This window comes from Telluria sp. ZT3P25 (genome assembly GCF_059685895.1).
The window spans coordinates 4,043,552-4,057,324 of record NZ_JCASIJ010000001.1 but is presented as its reverse complement, the minus strand read 5'-3'; the positions used below and the strand labels follow the sequence as shown (position 1 = coordinate 4,057,324).

At 63.2% G+C, this 13,773-nt stretch carries 15 protein-coding genes, 1 tRNA gene and 1 riboswitch; of the genes, 10 read left to right on the top strand and 6 right to left on the bottom strand.

Features of this window, described 5'->3' with window-relative positions:
* The first annotated feature begins 43 nt into the window (after positions 1 to 43).
* From AC56LY_RS18000 to AC56LY_RS17985, 4 genes are all read left to right on the top strand, one after another.
* Positions 44 to 1,072 (top strand): TraB/GumN family protein, encoded by a 1,029-nt coding sequence (locus AC56LY_RS18000; protein ID WP_499581727.1) that lies wholly within the window; start codon positions 44 to 46, stop codon positions 1,070 to 1,072.
* Positions 1,073 to 1,165: 93 nt separating this feature from the next.
* A tRNA-Gly gene (locus AC56LY_RS17995) sits at positions 1,166 to 1,239 on the top strand.
* A gap of 375 nt (positions 1,240 to 1,614) precedes the next feature.
* A complete protein-coding gene (locus tag AC56LY_RS17990; protein WP_499581725.1) occupies positions 1,615 to 2,544 on the top strand; it encodes an aldo/keto reductase in 930 nt (309 codons plus the stop codon).
* Positions 2,541 to 3,224 carry a DUF6064 family protein gene (locus AC56LY_RS17985; RefSeq protein WP_499581723.1) on the top strand — a complete coding sequence of 228 codons (684 nt, stop codon included), beginning with the start codon at positions 2,541 to 2,543 and terminating at the stop codon, positions 3,222 to 3,224. The genes AC56LY_RS17990 and AC56LY_RS17985 overlap by 4 nt, the downstream gene beginning before the upstream one ends.
* On the opposite strand, the gene AC56LY_RS17980 is transcribed toward AC56LY_RS17985, so the two are convergent.
* A complete protein-coding gene (locus AC56LY_RS17980; RefSeq protein WP_499581721.1) occupies positions 3,196 to 4,311 on the bottom strand; it encodes a succinylglutamate desuccinylase/aspartoacylase family protein in 1,116 nt (371 codons plus the stop codon). The two genes, AC56LY_RS17985 and AC56LY_RS17980, sit on opposite strands and share 29 nt — an antisense overlap.
* Before the next feature lie 154 nt (positions 4,312 to 4,465).
* On the opposite strand from AC56LY_RS17980, the gene trmB reads away from it, so the two are divergent.
* Entirely contained in the window at positions 4,466 to 5,146 is a 681-nt protein-coding gene (gene trmB / locus AC56LY_RS17975; RefSeq protein ID WP_499581719.1) for a tRNA (guanosine(46)-N7)-methyltransferase TrmB, read from the top strand.
* 46 nt (positions 5,147 to 5,192) lie between these two features.
* Here trmB and recQ read toward each other — a convergent pair whose 3' ends face one another.
* Together recQ and AC56LY_RS17965 are read right to left on the bottom strand one after the other, a co-directional pair.
* On the bottom strand, positions 5,193 to 7,037 hold the full coding sequence (gene recQ / locus AC56LY_RS17970; RefSeq protein ID WP_499581717.1) for a DNA helicase RecQ: 1,845 nt from the start codon (positions 7,035 to 7,037) through the stop codon (positions 5,193 to 5,195).
* Positions 7,038 to 7,095: 58 nt separating this feature from the next.
* Positions 7,096 to 7,929: an undecaprenyl-diphosphate phosphatase gene (locus AC56LY_RS17965; protein WP_499581715.1), complete on the bottom strand. Its 834-nt coding sequence runs from the start codon at positions 7,927 to 7,929 to the stop codon at positions 7,096 to 7,098.
* Positions 7,930 to 8,135: 206 nt separating this feature from the next.
* Here AC56LY_RS17965 and AC56LY_RS17960 point away from each other — a divergent pair, with 206 nt between their 5' ends.
* Positions 8,136 to 8,543: a hypothetical protein gene (locus AC56LY_RS17960; protein WP_499581713.1), complete on the top strand. Its 408-nt coding sequence runs from the start codon at positions 8,136 to 8,138 to the stop codon at positions 8,541 to 8,543.
* On the opposite strand, the gene AC56LY_RS17955 is transcribed toward AC56LY_RS17960, so the two are convergent.
* Positions 8,540 to 8,851, bottom strand: a complete 312-nt coding sequence (locus AC56LY_RS17955) for a YkgJ family cysteine cluster protein (protein WP_499581711.1) — start codon at positions 8,849 to 8,851, stop codon at positions 8,540 to 8,542. The genes AC56LY_RS17960 and AC56LY_RS17955 overlap by 4 nt on opposite strands.
* A 182-nt stretch (positions 8,852 to 9,033) precedes the next feature.
* Here AC56LY_RS17955 and AC56LY_RS17950 point away from each other — a divergent pair, with 182 nt between their 5' ends.
* From AC56LY_RS17950 to AC56LY_RS17935, 4 genes are all read left to right on the top strand, one after another.
* Positions 9,034 to 9,684: a TetR/AcrR family transcriptional regulator gene (locus AC56LY_RS17950; RefSeq protein WP_499581709.1), complete on the top strand. Its 651-nt coding sequence runs from the start codon at positions 9,034 to 9,036 to the stop codon at positions 9,682 to 9,684.
* A gap of 183 nt (positions 9,685 to 9,867) precedes the next feature.
* Positions 9,868 to 10,521, top strand: a complete 654-nt coding sequence (locus tag AC56LY_RS17945; RefSeq protein ID WP_499581707.1) for a protein-L-isoaspartate O-methyltransferase family protein — start codon at positions 9,868 to 9,870, stop codon at positions 10,519 to 10,521.
* 10 nt (positions 10,522 to 10,531) lie between these two features.
* On the top strand, positions 10,532 to 10,855 hold the full coding sequence (locus AC56LY_RS17940; RefSeq protein WP_499503944.1) for a rhodanese-like domain-containing protein: 324 nt from the start codon (positions 10,532 to 10,534) through the stop codon (positions 10,853 to 10,855).
* Between the two features lie 38 nt (positions 10,856 to 10,893).
* Entirely contained in the window at positions 10,894 to 12,252 is a 1,359-nt protein-coding gene (locus tag AC56LY_RS17935; protein ID WP_499581706.1) for a TolC family outer membrane protein, read from the top strand.
* A 61-nt stretch (positions 12,253 to 12,313) separates the two neighbouring features.
* Here the strand turns inward: AC56LY_RS17935 and ribB are convergent, their stop codons facing one another.
* The gene (gene ribB, locus AC56LY_RS17930; protein WP_499581704.1) at positions 12,314 to 12,961 is read right to left on the bottom strand and encodes a 3,4-dihydroxy-2-butanone-4-phosphate synthase; all 648 of its coding nucleotides are present in this window, start codon (positions 12,959 to 12,961) and stop codon (positions 12,314 to 12,316) included.
* A 104-nt stretch (positions 12,962 to 13,065) separates the two neighbouring features.
* Positions 13,066 to 13,218: riboswitch (FMN riboswitch) on the bottom strand.
* 71 nt (positions 13,219 to 13,289) lie between these two features.
* Positions 13,290 to 13,703, bottom strand: a complete 414-nt coding sequence (gene gloA / locus AC56LY_RS17925) for a lactoylglutathione lyase (RefSeq protein WP_258835858.1) — start codon at positions 13,701 to 13,703, stop codon at positions 13,290 to 13,292.
* Positions 13,704 to 13,773: the final 70 nt, after the last annotated feature.

Here is a 13,773-nt window from a genome sequence, read left to right as displayed (position 1 = left end):
AATCGGCGCACGCTTCTGGCCACTTTCACAACAGGATACCTTCATGCGCCCACTCGTCGTTCCCGCACTGTGCTTGTCGTTGCTGGCTGCCCCCGGATGGGCGCAGTCGCTTGACGGGGCCGATGCCCCGCCTGCCGCGGTTGTCACCACGGACGCGGTCGAACCTGCGCCGGAACAGATTCACGTCGTCGCCCAGCGCCCTGGCCCGGGCATGTGGAAGGTGAAGAAGGGTGATCATGTGCTGTGGGTGTTCGGCACCTATGCGCCGCTGCCGAAGAACATGACATGGCGTTCGCAGCAGGTGGAAAACGTCATCAAGCATTCGCAGGAGTACCTGTCGCCACCAGGGGCCACAGCCAAGCCGGGCTTCTTCAAAACGATCACGCTGCTGCCGAGCCTGATCGGCGTGCGCAAGAATCCCGATGGCGCGCAGCTGCGCGATGTGCTGCCGCAGGAAGACTACGCGCAGTGGAGCACGCTCAAGGCGACCTACCTGCGTGATAACAGCGACGTCGAACGCGAGCGGCCGATCTTTGCCGCGCAGGCGTTGACAGAAGCGGCGCGCAAGGAGGCGGGCCTGGTGAACGGCTACGCCGTGCGCAAGCAGCTGCTCGCCCTGATCAAGAAGAGCGAGCTGAAACAGACGTCGACGGAGGTTGAACTACCGACGGACAATGCGCGCGCGTTGATCAAGAACTTCAAGAAGTCGAACCTGGCTGACGCCGCCTGTCTGAGGACGACGATGGCCACACTGAAGCAGGATCTCGACGGCGCAACAGCGCGCGCCAATGCCTGGGCCAAGGGCGACGTGGATGAGATGCGCAAGCTGAACTACGCCGAACGCGAGGAGGCGTGTTTCGGCGCGCTGATGAACAGCGCCGCGCTCGATACGGAGCCTGAGTGGAAGAACGTGAAGGCGCGCTCGCATGCGAAGTGGATCGCATCGGCCGAGAAAGCCCTCGCTGCGAATACATCGACCTTTGCACTGTTGTCGATGGACGATATTTTCGATCCGAAAGGCGTGATCGCGGCGCTGGCGGCGAAGGGGTACGAGGTCGTCGCGCCTGAATGATGTGATGCCGCGCGCATGGCTGGCAAGCAGCATGCGCGCACTTCGCTTGGGAATTTGTCAAACCTTCGCAAACGCGCGTAGAATGCTGGCAACGCGGGTGTAGCTCAATGGTAGAGCAGAAGCTTCCCAAGCTTACGACGAGGGTTCGATTCCCTTCACCCGCTCCAATCATGACCTAACGCAAACGCCTGGGTTCAAGACTTCCCCGAATCGACAGGCACATCGCCGCTGCGTATCGGCTTCACCTGCTCCCACTCATTATCGGACAATGGACGCGCGTCAGGGTCATGCATCGTTGCGGCTGTAATTTCTGCATCTTCTTCCGGTGTTGGAACGATCGTTCCAGGTCTTAAATTTGGCATGGCATTAATTTTCCTGGACATTTGCTGCGTTCAAACTGGATGCGGCATGTGCTTGTCGGATTACGGCGATGATGTAGTGTAGACGCTGCCTGACCCAGCATCCCACCGTGTAGCGCTGCGCCACGTTCAGTCGCGCCGATGTAGCCTTGCGTTTCACCGTCCAAGCAAGGAGCGCTCTGCATGCCACCGACCTCCGCATCACGCCGTCATCTGCTGGCATCCATGATTGCCGCCTCGGGCGGACTGGCCTTGTCACCGCTGCTCGCTGCTGCACCACCCGCCCCGTTGCTTACCCGACCGATCCCTTCAAGCGGTGAACAACTCCCCGTCATCGGCCTTGGCAGCTGGATTACCTTCAACGTCGGGCGCGACCCGCAGGGCCGCCGTGAATCGGTCGATGTAATGCGCCAGTTCTTCGCAGGTGGCGGCAGGCTGGTCGATTCGTCGCCCATGTACGGCTCGGCCCAGGACGTGATCGGCGAAGCCGTGCAAACTCTGAAACCTGCGCGGCTGTTCTCTGCCGACAAGGTTTGGGTCAGCGGCGGCGCGCGTGGCGTGGCGCAGGTCGAGGCGTCGCGCAAGTTGTGGCACGTGCCGCGTTTCGATCTGTTGCAGGTGCATAACCTGCTGTCTTGGGAAGAGCACCTGCCGCTGCTGCTGGCGATGAAGCGGGAAGGGCGGCTGCGCTATGTCGGCATCACCACGTCGGAAGGCCGGCGGCATGCCGAGATTGAGAAAATCATGGCGTCGCAGCCGATCGACTTCGTGCAGATCTCGTACAACGCGCTCGATCGCGAGGTGGAACAGCGCATCCTGCCGCTGGCGCGCGAGCGCAAGATCGGCGTGATCGTCAACCGGCCGTTTCGCCAGGGCGACCTGACGCAGGCGCTGGCCGGCAAGCCGTTGCCGGGGTGGGCGGTCGATATCGGCTGCACGACGTGGGCGCAGGCGCTGCTCAAGTTCATCGTGTCGCATCCGGCTGTCACGTGCGCGATTCCGGCCACGTCCAGCGTCGCGCACGTACGCGAAAATCTGCTGGCCGGCACCGGTCGTATGCCGGACGAGGCGCTGCGTAAGCGCATCGCCCAGGATGTCGAGAGGCTGGCATGAGCGAGTGGTGGACGTATTCGCTGTCCGATTTTTTGATGTTTTCAAGCCGCAGCTACTACCGGCTTATCGAGAGCTATAACGCAGCGATCTGGCCAGCGCATTTGCTGGCGCTCGTGGCGGGCGTGATCGTGATCGGCGCCATCGCGCGACCACGCCAGCATCTGCAACGATCAGCGGCGCTGGTGCTCGCTGCAGCCTGGGGCTGGGTCGGATGGGCGTACCACCTGGAGCGCTATGCCGAGATCAACACGGCAGCGCCGTATTTTGCTGCGGCGTTTGCTGTGCAGGCGCTGTTACTGTGCTGGCTCGCATTCAGGCCAAGTAACGCAGCGCCAGCGCCGCAACGGGTGGCGCTTGGCATGACTGGCCTGGCTATCTTCGCCTATCCCTTGCTGTCGCTGGCGCGGGATGGCGGTGATTTTCGCCAGGCAGAAGTCTTCGGCATCGCCCCCGATCCCACAGTCGTCACCACGCTGGGCGTGCTGCTCGCATGGCGCGCGCCTGCGATCTTCTGGCTGATCCCGATGCTCTGGTGCTTCGTCAGCGGCGCGACGCTGATGGAACTGAAGATCGACCATGCATGGCTGCTGCCAGCGCTCGCATTGACAGCTGTAGTTGCCCGAATCGTGAGCAGCAAAATACCGCGCGACCTCAACTCGACAGCAAATCCCCGATCCTGAACGAGTCCGTCCCCGCCACTTTGCACACGTGCATCCCGCGCAGCAGATGCCGGTGCGCGGTGCATGCAAACAGGAACCCGGGCCGGCTCGCCGCCACCGGCGTGACTTGCCCGCTGACCGGATTGACGATGTCCGCAATCGGCTCGCCCGCTTCGACCCGGTCCCCCAGCTCCTTGCGCAGCACCAGCACGCCCGCATGCGGCGCGGTCAGTGGTTCGACGGCGTCGAGCGGTGTCGGCGCGCAGGCGTAGGCGGGCATGTCGCCAACCGGGATATCCAGCACGCCCTGATGCGCCAGGTACCGCAGCAGCGCATCGGCATCCTTGCGCGCGTAATCGTAATTGACGTCGTTCTCGCCCCGCAGTTCGACGGTAACGGCCACGCAGGCCGGCGGAATCGCGGCATCGGGATAGTGGCGCGCCAGATCCCACCACAGGCGGCCACACGCTTCGTCGAACGGTTCGCCGCCCGATTCCGTCGCTACCAGCAGCACGCGCGCTTCCATCAGCGCGGCCAGCGGCAGCACTGCCTCGACCAGCGGCGTGCCGGCGTACATGTGCAGCACCGCCTCGGTGTCGCAGTGCAGGTCGAGCATGATGTCGGCGTCGATCGCCATCGTGAGCAGCGTTTTCTTGAGCACCGAGGTCGCGTTGCCAGGCTCCCAGCTGGCCACGGAGCGCCGTGCATGCTCGCGGATCAGTGCGACGTTCGCGGCGGCGTCCTGCCCGAGCTGGCCATCGACGGCCGCCATCACATCCTGCGCCACGTGGCGGTAGGCGCGATTGAAGTTGGTGCCGGTTGCCAGGTCGTAGCGGCCGAACGGCGCGCCGTGGATCACCTGCGCCAGCCCGATCGGATTGGCCACCGGGACCAGGATCACTTCGCCCTTGATGTGGCCTTCGGCGTCGAGGCGCTCGAGTTCCTGGCGCAGCACGTGCGCGACCAGCATGGCCGGCACCTCGTCTGCGTGCAGCGAGGCCTGGATATAGACCTTCTTGCCGCTACCCGGCGCGCCGTAATGGAACGAGGTCAGGTTGACGGCAGCGATATGCTCGTCGATGGCGATCGGGTGTTTCGTGGAATGCATGGACAAACTCCGGCAAGCTGGGTGAAGACGCGATTATGGCCGATCCGGGCGGCGCCGCGCGTCGGCTATAATGACAGCCGCATTTTCCTCTTCACTTTCTTCGTCCCCGAATCCCATGTCTCTTGATAAGCCCAACAATGGCCCGGCGCGGTCCATGCTGTACGATCCCACCGAACACCGCATCCGCAGTTTTGTCACGCGTGCGGGCCGGCTGTCGACCGCGCAGGCGCGGGCCTTCGATGAACTGGGTCCGAAGTTCCTGATCGGGTACAAGAAAGAACCGCTCGACGTGGCGCAGGCCTTCGGCCGCACCGCGCCGGTGATTCTGGAAATCGGCTTCGGCATGGGCGACACCACTGCCCATATCGCCAAGCTGATGCCCGAGAAAGACTTTATCGGCGTCGAAGTGCACACGCCGGGCGTCGGCAGCCTGCTCAAGCAGATCGGCGAGCAGGACATCGCCAACCTGCGCCTGATCCAGCACGACGTGTTCGAGGTGCTGAATCACATGATTGTGGACGGCTCGCTCGACGGCGTGCACGTGTTCTTCCCCGACCCATGGCACAAGGCGCGCCACAACAAGCGCCGCCTGATCCAGCCGGCATTCGTCAAGCTGCTGTGCCAGAAGTTGGCGCCAGGCGGCTACCTGCACCTGGCCACCGACTGGGAAGACTACGCGGTGCAGATGCTCGAAGTCTTGAGCGCCGAGCCCGAACTGGCCAACACCGCCGACGACTACGCGCCGCAGCCGGCCTACCGCCCGCTGACCAAGTTCGAGAACCGCGGCATCAAGCTCGGTCACGGTGTGTGGGATCTGGTCTTCACGCGCAAATAACGCACAAATAAGGCGTCAATAAGGCACGCCTGTTTCGCGAACAGCGTTACAGCATCTCGTTGATGATGGCGACGATCGCGTCGCCATACGACACGAGCTTTTTCTCGCCCACGCCGGTCACGCCACGCAGCTGGTCGATCGAGGTCGGCTTGACCTTGGCGATCTCGCGCAGCGTCGCATCCTGGAACACGACATACGCCGGCACGCCGTGCTCGCGCGCGGTGCCCATGCGCCACGAGCGCAGGCGCTCGAAGATGCCTTGCTCGGAGCGCGACAGCTCCACTTCCTCGAATGTCGAGCGTGACGTGGAAGGGCGCTTGGCCTTGACCGGTTTCTGGTACTGGCGCAGCTGCACCGTCTGCTCGCCCTTGAGCACCGGACGCGCGGCATCGGTGAGCTTGAGCGAACTGAAGGCGTCGTGGTCGACTGTGACCAGGCCCAGCGCAATGGCCTGGCGCAGGATGGCGCGCCACTCCTGCTCGCTGCGGTCGGCGCCGACGCCATACACGGTGAGCTTGTCGTGGTGCCACTGCGTGATGCGTTCGGTGGTCGCGCCGCGCAGCACGTCGATCACGTGGCCGCCGGCAAAGCGCTGGTCGACCCGGTAAATAGTGGACAGAAGTTTTTGCACCGGCACCGAGCCGTCGAAGCTCACCGGCGGGATCAGGCAGGTGTCGCAGTTGCCGCACGGACCGGAGCGTTCGCCGAAGTAGTCTAGCAGGCGCATGCGGCGGCACGACAGGGTTTCGCACAGGCCGAGCATGGCGTCGAGCTTCATCGACAGCACGCGCTTGAACGTTTCGTCGGCCTCGGATTCGTCGATCATCCGGCGCTGCAGCACCACGTCTTGCAGGCCATAGGCCATCCAGGCGCTGGCGGGGCCGCCGTCACGGCCGGCGCGGCCGGTCTCCTGGTAATAGCCCTCGATGCTCTTGGGCAGATCGAGGTGGCACACGAAGCGCACATCGGGTTTGTCGATGCCCATGCCGAAGGCGATGGTGGCGACCATGACGATGTTTTCTTCGCGCAGGAAGCGCGCCTGGTTCTTGGCGCGTACCGCGTATTCCATGCCGGCGTGGTAGGCCATGGCGCGGATGCCGTTTTCGTTGAGGAAGTCGGCGGTTTCTTCGACCTTTTTGCGCGACAGGCAGTAGACGATGCCCGAGTCGCCCGAGTGCTCGCCGGCGATGAAGTCGAGCAGCTGCTTGCGGCCGTTGGCTTTCTCGACGATCGAGTAGCGGATGTTCGGGCGGTCGAACGACGAGACGAACTGGCGCGCTTCGCCCAGTTGCAGGCGCAGCGCGATCTCGGCGCGCGTTTGCTGGTCGGCCGTCGCCGTGAGCGCGATGCGCGGCACGTTCGGGAAGCGCTCGTGCAGGATCGACAGGCGGATGTACTCGGGGCGGAAGTCGTGGCCCCATTGCGAGACGCAGTGCGCTTCGTCGATCGCGAACAGCGAGATCCTGGATGCATCGAACAGCTCGAGGCAGCGCTGCGTCATCAGGCGCTCGGGCGCCACGTAGACCAGATCGATTTCGCCCGTGCGCACGAGGCGTTCGATGCGCATCGCTTCTTCGAACGTCTGGGTCGAATTGAGGAACGCGGCGCGCACGCCGACTTCTTCGAGCGCATCGACCTGGTCTTGCATCAGCGCGATCAGCGGCGAGATGACCACCCCGACGCCGTCGCGCAGCAGCGCGGGAATCTGGTAGCACAGCGACTTGCCGCCGCCGGTGGGCATCAACACCAGCGCGTCGCCGCCACTGGCCACGTGCTCGACGATCTCGCCCTGCTGGCCGCGAAAGGCGGGGTAGCCGAAGACGGTCTCGAGCACGTGAAGCGCACGCGCGCTGAGGTCGGCGCCGGGTTCGGCGCCGGTGTCTGAATTCATACGTTCAATGTCGGACAGAGTGTTCAAGCTGTGTGTTGGACCGGCTGATGCTGCAGGTTTAGTCCGCCCAGGTAAGCAGATCGAATTGGGCAGTCACGAGGATCAGGATACCGAATACGATACGGTACCAGGCGAAGATCGTGAAGTCGTGTGTGCTGATGTAACGCAGAAGCCAGCGCACGCACAGGAATGCGGAAATAAACGCCGAGAAAAAGCCCAGGCTAAACAGCGGCACATCGGCCATCGACAGCAGGTCGCGCTCCTTGGCGATCGAGTAGACCGTGGCGCCCAGCATCGTCGGCATGGCCAGGAAGAACGAGAATTCGGTGGCGGCCTTGCGCGACAGGCCGAACAGCATGCCGCCGATGATCGTCGAACCCGAACGGCTGGTGCCGGGGATCAGTGCGAAGGCTTGCGCGAAGCCGACCTTGAGCGCATCGAGCATGCTCATGTCGTCGACTGTCTCGACCCGCGCCGGCTTCGGGTTCTGGCGGTTGCGATGCTCGACCCACAGGATGACGATACCGCCAAGCACCAGGGCAACGGCCACCGGAATCGGGTGGAACAGCACTTCGGTAATCGCCGCGCTGAACAGCACGCCGGCGATGGCGGCAGGGAAGAAGGCGATCACGACATTGCGTGCAAAGCGCTGCTGGACGGGATCGCCGCCCAGTCCCGCGAATACCTTTGCGATGCGATCGCGGTATTCCCAGACCACGGCCAGCATGGCGCCGGCCTGGATGACAATCTTGAAAACGGTCGCCTTGGTGCCGGTGAAATCGAGCAGGCTGCCCATCAGGATCAGGTGGCCGGTCGACGAAATCGGAAGGAATTCAGTGAAACCCTCGACCAGGCCCATGATGATTGCCTTAATGGCGAGAACGATATCCATGGTGTTTTTATGCTGTGGAAGTGAACTGTGGGAGGTACATGCGAGGGGGCAAAGCTTACCATGAGCGGGGCGGCTGCCGTAGGGCTAACTGAACCGTACTGCGCGTGGGGGCATCCTCCGGCATGCCGCTCTGGATGGCATCGGGGGTCGTTTTAATCTCGCTGTAAAGATGTGTCATGGGTAAAAACGCGTGCTACACTCGACCCATGAGTCTTTTTCTTGTCCTCATTCTTGCTGCGCTGGCCTGGGTAGCATTTCATGATTGGCAGTTGCCCAATGCCTTGCGCTACCGTCCTTTCCAGGGCCGGGCGTGGCGCAGTTCTTTCCCTTCCGCATCGCGCAAGGACATCTGCGATTTCCTCGCCGTATTCGGCTCGGCCTGCGCCTTTGGCGATTGCGACCGCCTGCATCTGCGTCCCGATGACCCCGTCCTCAATGTCGTGCGCGCCGCCAAGCCGTCGCGCTGGATGCCCGACGCCACCGACATCGAACCCCTGGCACGCGCACTGCGCGAACGCTACGGCGTCCTGCTCGGCGACATCTGGCACGACGGCCTGACCCTTGGCGGGCTGTTCCAGCGCGTGCAACAGGCGCGCGGCAAGCCGGCGGTTTAAGCCACCGCGTCGGCTACTGCGTCGGCTACCGCGTCGGGCGCCGTCAATCGTTCCAGCTCACTCAACCAGAACATCGCCTGCGCGCGGGTATCGCCACACATCTCGTGCGACGGTTGCAGCCCGCCGCAAAAGGCCGGCCGCTCGGGTTGCCCGAAGATGCGGCAGCGTTGGTCATCTCCCAGTTGCACGCAACGCACGCCTGCCGGCTTGCCATTGGGCATGCCGGGAATCGGGCTGGTGATCGACGGGGCAGTGCAGCAGGCGCCGCATTGCGGCCGGCATGTGAAGGGGGCGGAAGTGGACAGCATGGCGTTCAACAAGTGGCAGAGCGCGAGTATACATCGGACCCTGCTGCAGGGATGACATGATGCATTGTCTCCTTCTCGTGCACTTCCAACAGAAATAGTTTCGGTTGCACAACGGTCGCTTGACGACAGCAACATGACGGGTCTATATTGGTTGTTCCTTAGATAATTTTCTGGGTGGGTAAATGGACTGCCAAACAGACGGTAAGCCACGCTGGGAACGTCGCAAGGAAGCACGTCCGCAGGAGTTGCTCTCCGCTGCGGTCGAGCTGTTCGTCGAACGGGGTTTTGCCTCGACCCGCCTCGAGGATGTGGCCAAGCGCGCAGGCGTTTCCAAAGGCACCTTGTATCTGTATTACACCAACAAGGAAGACCTGTTCAAGGCCGTGGTGCGCCAGAGTATCGTTCCGATGCTGGGTCAGGCCGAAATCTCGGTCGCCGAATTCGACGGCCACAGCGCCGATCTGCTGCGCAGCGTCATTCTGTCGTGGTGGCATAGCGTGGGCGCGACCAAGGCATCCGGTATCAGCAAGCTGATCTTCGCAGAAGCCGACAATTTCCCCGAGCTGGCGCGCTTTTACCAGACCGAAGTGATGAGCCGCGGCATGCGCATGATCTCCAGCATGCTCGAACGCGGCGTGCAGCGCGGTGAATTTCGCGCAATCGATATCCCCCAGACCACTCAGGTGCTGATCGCGCCAATGCTGATGCTCTCGACCTGGAAGCACACCATCGCCCCGTGCGAGCGCTGCGACCTGCATCCCGAAGCCTTCCTCGACGCCTTCCTCGACATCACCCTCAATGGCCTCGTGCCGGCTGGCCACGCAGCCCACTGAACGGCCCTTCACGCCAGAACCGGTTTTCTGGCGTTCATCCCCTCCAAACTGCAGACTGTCGCAATTTTCCTCTGGGGAAGGCGTGCGTCGATAAGATGTGCCTCGAGATGCCTATTCAGGTAGGTTCCAGCACCGTTCACGGATTAGAATATCGGATTGTTTATTTTTCCACCGAGAACTGAAATGAATATCGAACAAGCCCGCTTCAATATGATCGAACAGCAGATCCGTCCTTGGAATGTGCTGGACCAGGACATCCTCGACCTGCTGCACGTGGTCAAGCGTGAACAATTCGTGCCACAGGCCTACCAGAACCTGGCATTTGCCGACACCGAAATCCCGCTGCCGGGTGGCGAAGCCATGCTCAACCCGAAGGTCGAAGCGCGCATGGCGCAAGAGGCGGCCGTCAAGCCGGGCGACAACGTACTGCAGATCGGCACCGGTTCGGGCTACCTGGCAGCGCTGCTGGCGAGCAAGGCGCGTCACGTGACGAGCGTTGAAATCCTTCCGGAAACTGCCGCCCAGGCCAAGCAGAATCTGGACGCTGCCGGCATCACCAATGTCGCGGTCGAAGTGGGTAATGGCGCGCAGGGCTGGGCCACCGGCACCGACTACGACGTGATCGTGGTCTCGGGCGCGCTGCCGCTGCTGCCGGAGTCGCTGATCAAGCAACTGAAAATCGGTGGCCGCATGATCGCGATCGTCGGCGCCGCGCCAGCGATGACGTGCCAGCTGATCACCCGCACCTCGGCCACCGCGCATGATGCGGTCACCGTGTTCGAAACCGTCGCCAAGCCGCTGACGGGCGCATCGAAGCCGTCCGGCTTCACGTTCTGAGGGAATCGTAATGCAACAGATTACTGCTCCCGAACTGGCTGCCTTGCTGGCCGATCCGGCGCGCGAGCAGCCTCTGCTGCTCGATGTGCGTGAAAACTGGGAATTCGAGACGTGCCGGATTGCCGGCTCGACGCAGATTCCGATGAACCTGATTCCGGTGCGCGTGACCGAGATCGACGACGACCGCGAGGTCGTCTGCATCTGCCACCACGGGGCGCGCAGCATGCAGGTTGCTGCCTTCCTCGAGCGCAATGGTTTTGACAATGTAACCAACTTGACGGGCGGGATACACGCCTGGGCTTTGCAAGTCGATCCGTCGATGCCGACGTATTGACCTGATTCCAAAACTTGATGACCCCTGTGGAGATAGCAATGCAGAAACCCCTTATCGCCGTGCTGCTTGCGAGCGCGTGCTTCTCGCTCAACGCCGGTGCCGCCGACCTGATCCAGGTGTATCAGCAGGCACTGGCCAATGACGCGACGTATGCGAGTGCGCGTGCTTCGCTGACGGCGAGCCGCGAGCGCATCATCCAGGGGCGTGCAGGCTTGCTCCCGACCGTGGGCATCAGCGGTGGGATCAGCAAGAACGACAATGACTTCGATCCATGGAACGTTGGTCAGCTCGGCACCTTGCCGAATGGCCAGCCGGGCACCATCAACAGCAGCGGCTCGAACCTGCGCACCAACGAATACACGCTGGCGCTGCAGCAGCCGCTGTATCGCTGGGATCGCTGGGAAACCTACCAGCAAAGCAAGCTGCAGCAAGCCATCGGCGAAGCCCAGTTTGCCCAGGCCCAGCAAGACCTGATCACGCGCGTGGCGCAAGCCTACTTCGACGTGCTGGCAGCGCAGGACAAGCTCGAATCGACCCGCTCCCAGAAGGACGCGACCACCGAGCAACTGGCCTCGGCCAAGCGCAATTTTGAAGTCGGCACCCAGACCATCACCGACACGCACGAAGCGCAAGCCGCGTACGACCTGGTGCTGGCGCAGGAATTCGCCGCCGTCAACGACCTGGACAACAAGCGCAATGCGCTGCAGGCCATCATCGGCACCGCACCGGGCAACCTGGCGGCGCTGAAGCCCGGTACCACGCTGGCCGTGCCGCAGCCGGCCACGGTCGACCCGTGGGTGTCGTCGGCCGAGAACCAGAACTATGGCGTGACGGTCAGTCAGCTCCAGGTGGAAATCGCCACGCGCGACATCTCGCGCAACCGCGCCGGCCACATGCCGACGCTCGACCTCGTGGCCAGCTCGACGCGCCGTGACGTCAATGGCCGCACCGGCAGCTCTGGCGACACCAAGAACAATGCGATCGGCCTGCAATGGAGCGTGCCGATCTTCAGCGGCTACGCCGTCACCAGCCGCGTGCGTGAATCGATCGCGCTGGAAGACCGTGCCCGTAACGAGCTGGAAGCGACGCGCCGCAATGCAGCGCTGCAGGCGCGCCAGTCGTTCCTCGGCGTGAGCAGCGGCCTGGCGCAGGTCAAGGCACTGGAAGCGGCAGAAGTGTCGAGCCAGTCGGCGCTCGAATCGAACAAGCTCGGTTACCAGGTGGGCGTGCGCATCAATATCGACGTGCTCAATGCGCAGCGCCAGCTGTACCAGACCCGCACCGACCTGTCGCGTGCGCGCTATGACGTGATCGTCAATGGCTTGCGCCTGAAAGCGGCGGCGGGTTCGCTGCGCGAGACCGACCTGACGCCGGTGAACAGTTTGCTGGCAGAGTAATTTTTCTACTGCATCATGCAAACCCGGTCGACCAATGTCATTGGCGACCGGGTTTTTTGTTTTACAGCGTCCGCGCCTTGCGCCACTGAATCAGTTCAGCAATTGTCAGGATCGGAAAATCGCGCTCCTGCGCGAACTGCTCGATCTGCTCCCCGCGCATCATCGTGCCATCGGCGTTCATCAATTCGCACAGCACGGCGGCGGGCTGCAGCCCGGCCAGCCGGGCCAGGTCGACCGAACCTTCAGTGTGCCCGGCGCGGGCCAGCACCCCGCCGGGCGTGGCGCGCAGCGGGAACACGTGGCCCGGCCGTACGACATCGTCCGGCCGGGCATCATGCGCGATGGCGGCCCGGATCGTGGTCACGCGGTCGGCGGCCGAGACGCCGGTGGTCACGCCATGGCGCGCCTCGATCGACACCGTGAACGGCGTGCCGAAGCGGCTGCCGTTATCCGGCGCCATCGGCGGCAGTTCAAGTGCGCGAACCTTGTCGTCCGGCAGGCACAGGCAGACGATGCCGCTGCATTCGCGGATCATCAGGGCCATGGTGTCGCTGGTGATGTGTTCGGCGGCGACGATCAGGTCGGCCTCGTTCTCGCGATCGAAATCGTCGAGCAGGATGACCGGAATGCCGGCGCGCATGGCGTCCAGCGCCGCGGCGATGCGGCCTTCCAGGTCGTGACTGAACAGGGTATGGGTAGAAACCAGCATGTGAAACGCTCCTCGCAAAGTGGGCGAAAAACGCATCAGGGCAAAGCGCAGCCGCACGCCCGTCTGCCCCCACGCAAGGCAGGGCAGGCTGGGCGCGTGAACGCGCACATCTTCTTTCATCCGGACTATACCGTCGGCTCTGGCATCGCACCAGATCTGCTGACCCTGCTTGGCATGATGCCGGGCAGGCGCTCGCGGGCTCGACCGTTGCCGGTCATACCGCCGGTGGGGAATCGCACCCCGCCCCGAAGACGTAATGTTGTGATTGCCTGCAGGATGCAGGCGCGGCGATTGTAGCAGCGCCGCGCGATCCCTGCAGGCGGCAGGCTTACTTGCTCAGGCCGCCACCGCTGGCGTTGTCGGCGCGTTCGATCAGCTCGACCTTGTAGCCGTCCGGATCGGTAATGAAGGCGATCACGGTGGTGCCGCCCTTGACCGGGCCTGGCTCGCGCGAGATGTTGCCGCCGGCCGCGCGCACCTGGTCGCAAGTGGCGTAGATGTCGGCGGTGGAGATGGCGATGTGGCCATAGGCCGTGCCCATGTCGTAGCTGTCGGTGCCCCAGTTATAGGTCAGCTCGAGTTCGGCGTGATCGGGATTGCTGCCGTAGCCGAGGAAGGCCAGGCTGTATTTGTACTCGGCGTTCTCGCTCGTGCGCAGCAGTTTCATGCCTAGCACGGTGGTGTAGAAGTCGATGGAGCGTTGCAGGTCGCCGACCCTCAACATGGTATGCAGGATGCGCATCGTGTGTGCCTTATGTGGTTCGGAAAGACCGTCATTTTATGCCTTTGACGGTTTCCTTGCCGGACAGGGC